Origin of the sequence: Longispora fulva, from assembly GCF_015751905.1 — a bacterium.
GTDB lineage: Bacteria > Actinomycetota > Actinomycetes > Mycobacteriales > Micromonosporaceae > Longispora > Longispora fulva.
In genome coordinates this window covers 546,955-559,813 of sequence record NZ_JADOUF010000001.1, presented here as the reverse complement: position 1 = coordinate 559,813, position 12,859 = coordinate 546,955, and the positions used below count along the sequence as shown (strand labels likewise).

The window sequence follows — 12,859 nt, the reverse complement described above, 5'->3', positions numbered from 1 at the left end:
GGCGACCTCCCGACCGGCCGTGAACCACCCGGTTCTGTCAGGTCCGGAGGAAGCCCCCGGCACTACCCGTTGCGGACCTCCAGGCTGCCCATGTCGGTGCTCGCCGTGATGACGTGGGTGGACGCGTCGCTGGTCTGTACCGACACCTTGCTCGAGCCGACGGTGTTCGACGCCCTGACCCGGTAGCTGGTCCCGGCCGGCAGCACGATCTCCACCTCGCCGGCGGTGCTCTTCGCGGTCACCTCGTCGGGCACGCCCGTGAAGCCGAGCGACACCTTGCCGGCGTCGGCGGTGACCTTCACCGTCCTGCCGCCTAGCGCGGTGCCCTCGACCAGGCCGGCGTCCGTGCGGACCTCGAGGTCTCCGGTGAGGCCGGCGACGGAGATCAGGCCCTCGTCGTTGACCAGCTTCGCGGCCAGCGTCGCGGGCACCCGGATCGTGTAGTCCACCTCGCAGGAGTCCCGGCAGTCGTTGGTCAGCCGCAGGACCCCGCCGGACAGGTCGTGCTTCGTCGCCGGCTGGCCCTGCCGGTACGTCACGTGCTCGCGGACCACGATCGGACCGTCCCCCGTGGTCACCCTGATCGCGCCGGCCTTGCCGGTGACCTCCAGGCGGGTGGCCGCCTCGGTCACCTCGTAGGAGGAGTCGACCTGGGACCGGTCGCCGGTCTGGATCCGACAGCCCGCCGCCGTGCCGACCAGCGCCAGTCCGACCATTCCCACCGCGAACACCCTCGACCTCGTCATGTACCCATCGTGCAAGATCTCGATCGGGGCCACTATCGGGGAGTACCCGGAGGGCCACCCTGAGATCCCCCGGCCTAGCTCCACCGTTGGTTGGCCGCCACGTCCCGGGCGACCTCGTCGAACAGCCGGATCCGGGTGGTGGGGTCGACCAGTTTGACGCCGACCCGGTGCACCGTGACCAGCAGTCGCGGCCGGGCCGCGGTCTCGCCGAGTTTGCGGCGCAGCCACGACAGGTGCACGTACACGGTCCGCTCGCAACTCTCCCCGTCGTGCCGCCACACCGCCTCGGCCAGCTCGCGCCGGGTCACGGTCTGCCCGGTGCGGACCGCGAGGTAGGCCAGCAGGTCGAACTCCTTGCGCGTGAGGACCAGGGGTGTGGCGTCCAGAGTGGCCGACCGCCCGACGAGGTCGACCACCAGCGGTCCGACCGCGATCGTCGAGCCGGGGTCGTTCTCGTCGACCGGCGGCGGCCGGCGCAGGATCGCCTGCAGCCGGGCGAGGAAGTGCCGCACCGAGAACGGGCGGGCCAGCACCTGATCGGCGCCGGCGGCCAGCAGCCGGATCACCTGGTCCTCGGCGAGCGGGCCGGACAGCACCAGCACCGGGGCCGCCGACACCGCGCGCATCGTGCGCACCGCTGTCGCCGGGTCCAGGTCCGCCAGCTCGAACTCGACGATCACCGCGTCCGGCCGGCCGCCGTCGAGCCGGCGTAGGGCGGCCAACGCTGTCGGCGCCGGCCACACCTGGTGCCCGGCGCCGCCGAGCGCGTCGGCCACCGCCGCCCGCCGCGCGGACTGACTTCCGACAAGAAGGATAGTTGCCATAATCACGACAGCATCGGCGGTGGGCGGGGCGCGAACAACCCGTGCTGGTACGGGTTCTCACGCCGTGGGTCCCGGGCCGCCCGTCCAGACCGCGAGTCGCGGGTGGTGTGGGAACAGGACCATCCGGGACCTCTCACGGGGGTGGGGAAACGCCGGGCCCGGGGCGCCGCTGTCGACCGCGCCCCGGGCCCGGCTCCGGACCCGTTGCCGCCGGGCAGAGCAACGGGGTCGGTCCCGGGTGCCCTCCCCTCACGTCGGGCGCCCGGGACCGGGCCTGGTCAGAACTGGTAGATCTGCCAGGAGAAGGTCGTGCTGCCGGTGCCGCCGCCGCTACTGGTCGCGGTCACCTTCACCGTGTACGTGCCACCCGTGGTCGGCGTGCCGGTGATGTTGCCGGTGGAGCTGATCGACAGCCCCGGCGGCAACCCGGTCGCCGAGAAGGTCAGCGTGCCGCCGTTGCTGGAGGTCGCCTTGACCTGCACCGGCCAGATCGACCACCCGGTGAACGCCGCCTGGTCACCGGGGTTGGTCACGGTCACGGTGCCCGGCTGGCCGGTCGGCGAGGACGAGGGCGACGCGGACGGGGACGGCGACGTGCTCGGCGTGCCGGACGGCCGCGGGCTGGCCGACGGCGAGGCGGTCGGGGTGGAGCCGGAGCACGTCGGGTCACCGGACTGGGCCGGCACGCTGACGGCGTCCCAGGCGGCCTTGACCTTGGCGAAGTAGCCGCAGGTGTTGTCGAGGTCCTTGGCCGACTGCAGGGTCAGCGTCCGGTACTTCTTGTAGGTCATGTTGGACGGCTTGGCCAGCATCGCGTGGTAGAACACCAGGCCCGCGTCCTTGATCCCGATGCCGGTGAGGGTGCCGCCGTTGTTGCAGGTCGGGCTGGTCGGCTTGCCGTTGCCCGGGTTGGTGCCCTCGGCCAGCAGGTAGAACCAGTGGTTCATCGGGCCGGCGGCGGCGTGCACCTCCGCGTTCGGGATGGCCGAGGAGTAGCAGTTGTAGGAGGAGTAGTTGGACTTCTCCGGCTCGGCCATGTTGCGGATCGGGCCCTTGCCCTCCAGGTCGATCATCTCGCCGACGAGGTAGTCGGGCGAGTCGTACTGCGAGGGCTCGTTCGCGTAGGCCTCGGTGAGCGCACCGAAGATGTCACCCGTGCCCTCGCCCAGCCCGTGCTCACCGTCACCGGCGGCGCCGCCGCCGGTGTACTGGTCGAGCCCGTGTCCGAACTCGTGGCCCACGACATCCATCGACGTGATCCAGTTGCCGGCCTTGTTGTGGCCGATCTCGATGTGACTGTCCTGGGGCACCCAGTAGGCGTTGACGTCGCCGAGGCCCACCCGGACCTCGAAGCCATGGCCCTGGCCGTCGATGCCGCTGCGCCCCAGCCAGTTCTTCAGCATGTCCCACTCGTGCTGGGCGGCGAACAACGCGTCGACGCAACCGGTCTCCCGGTCAGTGCCGGAACCGTTGCCGAATTTGTCCTCGGAGCGGGAGAAGGGCTGCTTCGTGTCGTAGTCGGTGCACTTGAGGCCGGGCCGGTTCGGGTCGACCGTGGTGTAGGAACCGCCCGAGTGGGTGGTGTCGATCTGGAGCGGGTTGGGACCGTTGTACTTGCTGGTGCCCTCGCCGGCCACGATCTCGTTGTACGACCGGACCATCCGACCGGTGCCCGCGTCGACGAAGACGTGCAGCCGGGCCGGACCGTTCGCCACGACGCCGTCGACCACCGTCTCCCAGGCAAGCACGGGGCTGTCCCATGCCAGCACGACCAGCCGCTGTCGGTCCACCGTCCTGGCCCCACCGGTGAGCTGGGCCAGGGACGTCGCCTTGGCCTGCTCCGCGGTCACGGTCGGGGTGGTCGACACGTCGATCGTCGCGTTCTGCGCGACCGAGGTGGACCGCAGCTTGCCGGCCGCGTCGGTGACCACGGTGACGTCCCCGCCGACCACCGGCAGTCCCTTGTACCGCCGGTCGTAGGTGACGTACTGCAGCCCCTGCGGGGTGCTCACCGCCGCGCGCTGGGCGAAGGAGTCGGCGGCCGAGGCGTGCACCACCGCCGGCTGGCCGGTGACCACCTGGTCGCTGGTGGCCACGGCGGCGGCCTGGTCGGGGACGCCGTAGCTGACGGAGCTGGTCGCGGGCTGCGCGGCCGCGGTACCCGGGGAGCCGCTGGCCGTGAGGGCCATGGTCACCGAACCGGCGACGGCGACGGCCACCGCCGCGCCCGCCGCTAACAGATGTCTGCGTTGCATGAGGTCCTCACTGGGTTAAGGGGAAGGGACCGGCCGAACGCCGAGGGGGCCGACCGGGCCCGGACAATCAACCACGTGGTTAACTCAGGTGCATAGATGTGTTAACAACTTCTTCAGGAAGCTGGCAGCATGGTGAGCAGCGGGTATGCTGCGCATTCCCGCGAGGAGGGAGACCCCGGCGATGACCGCTGATCCGCAGCCCACCGGGCCGATCGACACGTCCGTCGGCCAGCGGCTGCTGCGGCTGCGCCAGGAACGGGGCCTCACCCAGCAGCAGCTTGCCGCTCCGCAGTTCACCAACGCGTTCGTGTCCGCCGTCGAGTCCGGCCGCCGCCGGCCGTCCGAACGGGCCCTGCGGCACTTCGCCGACCGGCTCGGCGTCACCGAGGCCGAGCTGGGCCTCGGCCACCCGCCGCACCTGGTCAGCGGGCTACGACTGCGGCTCGCCGAGGTCCGCCACGCCCTCTCCGCCGGCCCGACCTCGGCGACCGGGGCCGAGCTGGCCGACATCGCGGCCACGGCCGACCGGCACCAGCTCGTCGAGCCCCTGGCCCAGGCCGTCCTCCTGCAGGGCATGGTCGCGTTCCGCGACGGGGACCCCAGCGGGTGCGCGGTCCTCGCCGGCCGGGCCGAGGACCTGCTCTCCGACCAGCCGCTGCCGGCCCGGGTGCCGATGATCGCGGTGCGGGCGGCCTGCGCGCGCACGCTCGGGGACTCCAGCTACGCGGTGCACCTGCTGGAGACCACCATCCGGGGACTGGAGACCACCGGCCTGGCCGACCCCGACGCGCTGCTGTACCTGCGGGGCGGGCTGGTGCTGGCCTACATGGACCTCGGCAGCCCGGAACGCGCCGCCACCGCCGCCCGGGCCGCCCTCGAACTCGCGCCCCGGGCCAGCGACCCCCGGATGCTGGCCACCATGCACACCCAGGTCGCCCGCTCGCTGATCGCCGACGGGCACACCGACGCCGCGCTGGCCTCGCTCGCCAAGGCCCAGAGCCTGCTCGACCAGCTGGACTTCCGCCGCGAACTGGGGCTGTGCCACTGGGCGCTCGGGTACGCGCACGCCCGGCGCGGCGACCTCGACGCCGCCGTGACCGAGCTGCGCACCGGCCGCGACATCCTGCACGCGATCGACGCCCGCACCGACGAGGCGATGCTCGCCGCCGAACTCGGTGACGTGCTGCGCCGCACCGGCGACCACACCGGGGCGATGGAGCTGCTGCGGTACGCCGTCGACCAGCTCGACCGGGGCCAGGAGGTGCCGCTGCGGGCCGAGGCGCACAGGTACCTGGGCCAGCTGCACCTCGACCTCGGCGACCTGCCCGCCGCCGAGGCCAGTCTCCGCCGGGCGCTGCGGTTGAGCGTTCCGGCCACGCTGCGCGCCGAGATCGCGGTCACCGCCCGGCTGCTCGGCGACGTGCTCACCGCGCGGGGACGGCACGCCGACGCCAGCGCCGCGTACCGCGACGGGCTGCTCGCGCTGGAGACGGCGACCTGAGTGCCGGTACCGGAAGAATCGATGGCGGGGAGGGTGGGATGCGGGTCGCACGATCGATGATCGGCCGGCAGCCGCAGCTGCGGTCGGTCTCCGCGGCGGTCACCGGCCCAGGTGGCCTCGTCCTGATCGGCGGCGCGGCCGGCATCGGCAAGACCCGGCTGCTCGCCGAACTCCTCGGCTCGACCGCGCTGGCCGGCCGCCGCGTGCTGACCGGACACTGTCATCCGGTCGGCGAACCGTTCCTGTTCGGACCCGTGATCGAGGCGCTCGGCACGATGCGGGCCCCGCTGGACCCAACCCGGCTCAGCCCCGTGGCCGGCGCGCTGCACCCGCTCCTGCCCGAGCTGTCCGGCATCCTGCCGCCGGCCCTGCCGCCCTCCGGGGACCCGGCCACCGACCGGCACCGGGTCATGCGCGCCGTGGCCGAAGTGCTCGGCGCACTGGCCCCGGTCGTCCTGGTACTGGAGGATCTGCACTGGGTCGACGCGCACAGCTACGACCTGTTGCGGTACCTGACCCGCACGCCGGTGGCCGGAGTGACCCTCGTGTGCACGTACCGGCCGGACGAGGGACCCGCCGAGCTGTCCGTGGCCGCCCTGCCGGCCGGGATGGCCGACCGGACGCGGTGCACGCACCTCGCGCTGGAACCCCTCGACCCGGCCGAGGTCGCGGCGCTGGCCGCCGACCTTCTCGGCGCACCGGTCCCCGCCGAGTTCGCCCGGGACCTGCACGACTGCACCTCCGGGATACCGTTCGCCGTCGAGGAGGTTCTCAGCCTGTTCGAGGGGCTGGAAACCCCGGGCCGGCTCGACCCCCGGGTGGTCCCGGCCGGCATCCGCGACCCGATCCGGGCCCGGCTGGCCCTGGCCGGCCCGGACGCCGCCGCCGTCACGCACGCCGCCGCCGTCCTCGGCACCCCCGCCCCGGCCGACCTGCTGCTCGCCGTGGCCGGCGGATCGGACCCCGCAGCGGTCACCGGGGCGGTCAGCGCCGGACTGCTGTGGTCGCTGCCCGGCGGCGGGTACGGATTCCGGCACGCGCTGGCCCAACACGCCGTCTACAACCACCTCGGTGACCTGCGCCTGCGCGCCCTGCACGCCCGCGCCGCCGCGGTGCTGGCCACTGTGGCCGACCCGCCGCACGCCCGGCTCGCCGAGCACCACCGCCGCTGCGGGCAGTACCTCGAGTCCGTCCGGCACGCCGAACTCGCCGCCGACTCCGCCACCGCGCGGGGCGACGACGCGGCCGGCGCCGCACTCCTGCGGGCGGCGCTCGACACCCTGGACCTGCCCGCCGACAACTTCGCCCGCCTGGCCAGAAAACTCGGCAAGGCCGCCATGTACGGGCTGCCGCCGGAGGAGAGCATGCGGCTGCTGCCCCGGGTGCTCGCAGATCCCCTGCTGCCGGACGAGGCCCGCGGAGAGATCCGCCTCGACCTGGCGCTGGTACTGCGCTCGGCCGGGCAGGACCTGGCCTCCTACGCCGCGTTCGTCCGCGCGGTCGACGAACTCGCCGACCAGCCGGCGCTGGCCGCCCGGGCGATGGCCGCGCTCGCCATGCCCATGGGCCGGCGCGACGTCGCGCTGTCCGAGCACCTCGGCTGGCTCGACCGGGCCGTCGCGCTCCTGCCCCGGGTGCCCGATCCGGCCGTGCGGCTGGCGGTGCGGATGAACCAGGCCTACACCCTCGACAGCCTGCACTCCCCCGACGCCGAACGGCTGATCGCGGCCCTGCCCACCGGGGCCGACACCCCGCAGGAGCGGCTGCAGGTCGCCCGGGGCTGGGGCAACCTTGCCATCACCGCGGTCGACAGTGGCCGGTACCGTCGGGCCGCCGACATCCTCGCGTTCGTCGGTGACCCCGCGTCGTTCCCGGAGCGGCTGGGCCGGATCACGTACCGGACGGCGGCCCTGCGCCTGGACTGGGCTACCGGGCACTGGACGGACCTGGAGACCCGGATCGGCGAGCTGCGCGAGGACGGCCCGTCGCGGGTCGCCCCGGGGCTGGCCACGATCGGCGGCCTGCACGACCTGGCCACGGCCGACCTCGCCTCGGCGGAGATCCGACTACGCCAGGTCCTGGCGACCGATCCGGCCGACACGACCCTGGAGTACCGCACCGAGGCCGCCCCCGGCCTGATCCGGCTCCTGGTCAGCCGGGGTGACCTCGACGAGGCGGTGTCCACGGCCCGGAGGGAGGTGGCCGCGGTCGGCGCGGTCGGGTGCTGGCCCTGGGGCGCCGACCTGCTGCCGACGGCCGTCGCGGCGCTGGCCCGCCACGACCCGGCCGAGGCCCGGGACTGGTCGGCGGCCTTCACCGCCGGGGTCGACGGACTCCACGCGCCGTTGGCCGCGGCGGCGGTCCTGGACTGCGCGGCCCGACTGGCCGAGGCCACGGGCGCACAGGCAGAAGCAGCCGACGGGTACCGGCGGGCCGCCGCGGCGTACGCGGAACTGCCCCGCCCGTACGACGCCGCACAGGCCACCGAGGCGGCCGGCCGTTGCCTGCTGGCCGCCGGGCGGGACGGGGCCGGGCCGCTGGGCGAGGCGATCGCGACGTACGACCGGCTCGGCGCCGCCTGGGACGCGGCCCGGGCCCGGGCGGCACTCCGCGCCCACGGCCTGCGGGTGTCCCCCCGCCGAGGCCGGCGCGGCTACGGCACCGAGCTGTCCCCCCGGGAACGCGACGTGGTCCGGTTGGCCGGGCTCGGGCACTCCAACCGGGAGATCGCCGCGACCCTGTTCCTGTCCGAACGGACGGTCGAGGAACACGTGGCCAAGGCGATGCGCAAGCTCGGGGTCAGGTCCCGGCGCGAGTTCGGCACCGGGGCCACGACCTGAACCCCCTACCCGGCCAGGAACTCCGCGAGCAGTGGCCCGACCACCTCCGGCCGCACCTCGTGGGTCTGCCCGTCGAGCACCACATGCCGGGCGTCCGGCACCATCGAGGCCAGCTGGGCCACCCCGGTGAGCAACCAGCCGAAGGTCTGCGCCCCCGCCAGGACCAGCGTCGGCACCGGCACCTCGCCCCACTCGGCCCGCAGCGGCCGGCCGGACATGCTCTCCCCCATCACCCGGCCGTCGTAGCCGATGGTGTGCGCCACCGACAGCATCACCGGCCAGTACGGCGACTGATCCATGCCGACCGTCATCTCGGCCGGCAGTCCGACGGCCGCCGTCGTGAAGTACCCGATCGCCTCGGCCCTGCGGTCCCCGGCGATCAGCCGGTCCACGGTGGCCAGGTAGTCCTCGGGCACCGGGGGGCGGCTGTCGTCGACGACGAACGGCGGCTCGTACACCGCGAGCCTGGTCACCGCCAGGACCCGGGCTGCGCGTAGGGCCAGGGCCGCGCCGGAGGAGACGCCGAACACCGCTGCCGAGCCTCCGGCGGCCGCGATCAGCGCGCCGAGGTCCTCGATCTCCCGCTCGACCGCGTACGGCGCGGTGTCGGTGCTGTCCCCACGGCCGCGCCGGTCGTAGCTGTACACCGTGAACCGGTCGGCCAGCCACTCCGCGAGGCCGGTCAGGCTCGGGTTGCCCCGGACCTGGAACGCGCCGCCGACCAGCACGACCGCTGGGCCCTGACCGTACCGGTCGTAGGCGATCCGGGTACCGTCCGCCGACAGGACTGTGGACATCGAAACTCCCTCGTGGTCAACCGGTCCGCACCGTATGCGGGCGGAATCCGGACTGTCCACCTCATTTTCGCCAGGGACACCGTCCCGCTCTTGTCCGGGGCGTCGGGTGCCCTCGGACCGACGACCGGCAGCGCCACGTTCGGTTCCGCGCTCATGCCCGGAACGGTGGTCCCGGGCATGACTGGGTCAGGCGTCGTGACGCCGGAGCCGCCAGGCCGCCGCGCCGCCGAGGACGACGAGGTAGCCGGCGAACACCGCGAGTCCGGCCCAGGGAGTGAGCAGGTCGGCCGACTGTCGGACCGCGGTGAACGCGCTGCCCGCGGAGGACGGCAGGTAGGGGCCGACGTTGTTCTGCCAGCTGTCGGGCAGCAGGAGGAAGGAGATGCCCGGCAGCAGGAACAGCACACCGAACAGCGTGCTGACCGCTGCGGCCGTGCTGCGCAGGAGCGAGCCGAGCGCCAGCCCGAACAGCCCCGCGCCGGTGAGGTATCCGGCTGAGCCGAGGACGGCGCGCGCCACGCCCGGGTCGGTCAGGGACGCGCCATGGTCGCCGAGGAGCGCCTGTCCGCCGAGGAACGCGATGAGCGCGGCGGCCAGCGTCAGCGGGAACACGACGGCGGCGAACACCGCTGCCTTGCCCCACAGCACCGGCAACCGCTTCGGCACGGCGGCCAGCGTCGACCGGATCATCCCGGTGGAGTACTCGGTGGCCGTGAACAGGACCCCGAGCGTGCCGAGGATGAGCACGCCGATACCGACACCGGCGAGGCTCACGTCAGTCGGGTCCGCCGGGGTGTCGCCGGCCGCGCCGGTGCTGGTGATCTGCGCGGCCAGCAGGCCGATGCCGACCACGACGGCCAGGGCTGCGGCGATGGTGACGATCGTGGACCGCAGGGACCAGAACTTGATCCATTCCGAGCGGATCACCCGGGTCTGGGTGACGCGTAGGTGCATCGTGGTGGTGGCCATCATGCTGCCCTCCCGGCGGCGGCGAGCGCGCGGCCCGCGGTGGCGTGGTACTCGACGGCGTCGCGGGTGAGTTCCATGAACGCCTCCTCGAGCGACGGCTCCCGCACCGTCAGCTCGTGCAGGGTGATTCCACTCGCGGCGGCCCGGTCACCGATCTGCTCGACGGTCAGCCCCGTGACCTCGAACAGCCCGCGCTCCAGGCCCGTCACGGTGACGTCCGGGCCAGTCAGCAGGTCGTGCAGTCTCTCCACCTGCGGGGAGCGCACCAGCACGGAGTTGTTGGACGCCCGCCGGATGAACTCGGCCATGGGCAGGTCGGCGATCAGCTTCCCCTTGCCGATGACGATGAGGTGCTCGGCGGTCAGTGCCATCTCGCTCATCAGGTGCGAGGAGACGAAGACGGTGCGGCCCTGGGCCGCCAGGTTCTGCAACAGGTTGCGGATCCACAGGATGCCCTCGGGGTCCAGGCCGTTGACGGGCTCGTCCAGGATCAGCATCTTCGGGTCGGCCAACAGGGCCGAGGCGATGCCCAGGCGCTGGCCCATGCCGAGGGAGAAGCCGCCGGCCCGTTTGCGGGCGACCTCGTGCAGCCCGACGAGGTCGATGACCTCCTCGACCCGGGCGCGGGGCAGGCCACAGGTCGCGGCCATCGCGGCGAGGTGGTAATAGGCCGAACGTCCGGTATGAACTGATCTGGCCTCCAGGAGCGCGCCGACCTCGTGCAGCGGGGCGACGTGCTCGGCGTACGGGCGGCCGTCGACCGTGACCGTGCCTGAGGTGGGCCGGTCCAGGCCGAGGATCATCCGCATCGTGGTCGACTTGCCGGCACCGTTGGGGCCGAGAAAGCCGGTGACGATGCCCGGTTTCACCGAGAACGTCAGGCTGTCGACGGCCGTCTTGTTTCCGTACCGCTTGGTCAGTTCGTTGACTTCGATCATGCCTCCAGCCTGGCCTTTCGCCTGGTCCCTGTCGTCGTCCAGGCGTGGTCTCCCCGCATACCACGGCCGTGGAAGGCGAGCAGGGAGGACTACCACAACCAGACGACGCATGGTTATTCAAGGATCGCGTAGCGTGACAGGTATGGGTGGATCCGCCGATCTGCTGTGGCGCCCCTGGCGCACGGTCGCCGGACACCCGCGCGTGTTCGACGCCGTCGTCGCCACGATCTTCGCCGGCACCGCCCTGCTGGCCGTCACCGCCGGTTCGGACCGCAATCCGCGTACCCCGGCCACGTACGTCACGATCGCCCTCGCATGCGGACTGCTGGTCTGCCGCCGCCGCTGGCCGCTGGCCGTGCTGGCACTGACGACCGTCGCGGCGGTGACCTTCACGGCGCTCGACGGCGCACGCAACATCCTGCAGGCCGCCGTCGTGATCGCCGTGTACACCGTCGCGTCGGTGACCTCCCGGTTCACCGCGTGGCTCGCCGGCGGCGCGGCCGGGCTGCTGCTGTACGCGGCCAGCGTGCGCTGGGCTGGGCACGGCTGGCTGGATCCGGAGAATGTGGCGATCCTCGCGTGGACCGGGATGGCCACCGCCGTAGGGGACGCCACCCGCACCCGCCGCGCCTATCTCGCCGCCGTCGAGGAGCGCGCCCGGCGCGCAGAGGAGAACCGCGAACAGGAGGCCAGCCGCCAGGTCACGGACGAGCGGCTCCGCATCGCCCGCGAGCTGCACGACGTGGTCGCGCACAACATCGCCATGATCAGCGTGCAGGCCGGTGTCGCCGCGCACGTCCTGCGCGCGGAGCCGCGACAGGCCGAGGAGGCGCTGGGCCACATCCGCCAGGCCGCCCGCAGCGTCCTGGAAGAACTCAGCACCCTGCTCGGGGTACTGCGCCAGCCCGGCGACCCCGACGCCCCCACCGAACCGGCCCCCGGCCTCGGCCGGCTCGCCGACCTCCTCGGCACGCTGGCCACCGCGGGCCTGCGCGTCTCCTACCAGCAGGCTGGTCAGGCCCGACCGCTACCCCCGACAGTGGACCTGGCCGCCTACCGCATCATCCAGGAGGCGCTGACCAACGCCCACAAACACGGGGACGGTCGGGGCGCGCGGCTGTCCGTGGAGTACACGACCGCCGCGCTGGTCGTCGAGGTCCACAACTTCGTGCCCGCCCGCCCGACGCCCGGGCACAACGGCACCGGACACGGCCTGGTCGGCATGCGCGAGCGCGCCCTCACGGTCAACGGCACCCTGCGCGCGGACCACGCGGTGAACGGAGAGTTCGTGCTGCGGGCCCGGCTCCCACTGCCAGGAGACGACGCATGACGATCCGGGTACTCATCGCCGATGACCAGGCCCTGATCCGGGCCGGATTCCGGGTCCTCATCGACTCCGCACCGGACCTGGAGATCGTCGGCGAGGCCGCCACCGGACGGGAAGCCGTCGCGCTGGCCCGCAGTGCCCGTGCGGACGTGGTGCTCATGGACATCCGCATGCCCGACCTCGACGGGCTGGAGGCCACCACCGCGATCACCGCGGACGACGATCTCGCCGGGGTCCGCGTCCTCATTCTCACCACCTTCGAGATCGACGAGTACGTCCTGCGCGCGCTGCGGGCCGGTGCCAGCGGCTTCCTCAGCAAGGGCGTGGAACCCGCCGAACTCCTCGACGCGATCCGCGTGGTCGCCCGCGGCGACGCCCTCCTGTCGCCGAAGGCAACCCGGAGCCTGATCACCCGGTTCCTCGCCCAGCCGGAACCCACACAGGCGGCGGTCCCCCCGCAGTTGCACGCCCTCACCGACCGCGAACGCGAGATCCTGCTCCTCGTCGCCACCGGCCTGTCCAACGACGAGATCGCCGAACGCCTGCACCTCTCGCCGCTGACCGCCAAGACCCACGTCAACCGCGCCATGACCAAACTCGGGGCCCGCGACCGCGCCCAGCTGGTCGTGATCGCGTACCAGAGCGGACTCATCCGGGCGTAG

10 protein-coding genes are annotated in these 12,859 nt (G+C 73.0%); 4 read left to right on the top strand and 6 right to left on the bottom strand.

Annotated elements, in window-relative coordinates; all coding sequences use genetic code 11:
- Positions 1–62: 62 nt before the first annotated feature.
- The 3 genes from IW245_RS02405 to IW245_RS02395 all read right to left on the bottom strand — a co-directional run bounded on the left by IW245_RS02405 (position 63) and on the right by IW245_RS02395 (position 3,825).
- Positions 63–746 (bottom strand): DUF4097 family beta strand repeat-containing protein, encoded by a 684-nt coding sequence (locus IW245_RS02405; RefSeq protein ID WP_197001557.1) that lies wholly within the window; start codon positions 744–746, stop codon positions 63–65.
- 74 nt (positions 747–820) lie between these two features.
- Complete coding sequence (locus IW245_RS02400) at positions 821–1,570, bottom strand: response regulator transcription factor (protein WP_197001556.1); 750 nt, start codon at positions 1,568–1,570, stop codon at positions 821–823.
- Between the two features lie 278 nt (positions 1,571–1,848).
- Complete coding sequence (locus IW245_RS02395; RefSeq protein WP_197001555.1) at positions 1,849–3,825, bottom strand: M4 family metallopeptidase; 1,977 nt, start codon at positions 3,823–3,825, stop codon at positions 1,849–1,851.
- A gap of 181 nt (positions 3,826–4,006) precedes the next feature.
- Between IW245_RS02395 and IW245_RS02390 the strand changes: the two genes are divergently transcribed.
- Both IW245_RS02390 and IW245_RS02385 read left to right on the top strand, forming a co-directional pair.
- A complete protein-coding gene (locus IW245_RS02390; RefSeq protein WP_197001554.1) occupies positions 4,007–5,326 on the top strand; it encodes a tetratricopeptide repeat protein in 1,320 nt (439 codons plus the stop codon).
- Between the two features lie 38 nt (positions 5,327–5,364).
- Positions 5,365–8,166: an ATP-binding protein gene (locus IW245_RS02385; RefSeq protein ID WP_197001553.1), complete on the top strand. Its 2,802-nt coding sequence runs from the start codon at positions 5,365–5,367 to the stop codon at positions 8,164–8,166.
- Positions 8,167–8,171: 5 nt separating this feature from the next.
- On the opposite strand, the gene IW245_RS02380 is transcribed toward IW245_RS02385, so the two are convergent.
- From IW245_RS02380 to IW245_RS02370, 3 genes are all read right to left on the bottom strand, one after another.
- On the bottom strand, positions 8,172–8,963 hold the full coding sequence (locus IW245_RS02380; RefSeq protein WP_197001552.1) for an alpha/beta fold hydrolase: 792 nt from the start codon (positions 8,961–8,963) through the stop codon (positions 8,172–8,174).
- Between the two features lie 186 nt (positions 8,964–9,149).
- A complete protein-coding gene (locus IW245_RS02375) occupies positions 9,150–9,935 on the bottom strand; it encodes an ABC transporter permease (RefSeq protein ID WP_197001551.1) in 786 nt (261 codons plus the stop codon).
- On the bottom strand, positions 9,932–10,870 hold the full coding sequence (locus IW245_RS02370; RefSeq protein ID WP_197001550.1) for an ABC transporter ATP-binding protein: 939 nt from the start codon (positions 10,868–10,870) through the stop codon (positions 9,932–9,934). Before IW245_RS02370 ends, IW245_RS02375 begins: the two co-directional genes overlap by 4 nt.
- 142 nt (positions 10,871–11,012) lie before the next feature.
- Here IW245_RS02370 and IW245_RS02365 point away from each other — a divergent pair, with 142 nt between their 5' ends.
- Complete coding sequence (locus IW245_RS02365; RefSeq protein ID WP_197001549.1) at positions 11,013–12,200, top strand: sensor histidine kinase; 1,188 nt, start codon at positions 11,013–11,015, stop codon at positions 12,198–12,200.
- The gene (locus IW245_RS02360) at positions 12,197–12,859 is read left to right on the top strand and encodes a response regulator transcription factor (protein ID WP_197001548.1); all 663 of its coding nucleotides are present in this window, start codon (positions 12,197–12,199) and stop codon (positions 12,857–12,859) included. The genes IW245_RS02365 and IW245_RS02360 overlap by 4 nt, the downstream gene beginning before the upstream one ends.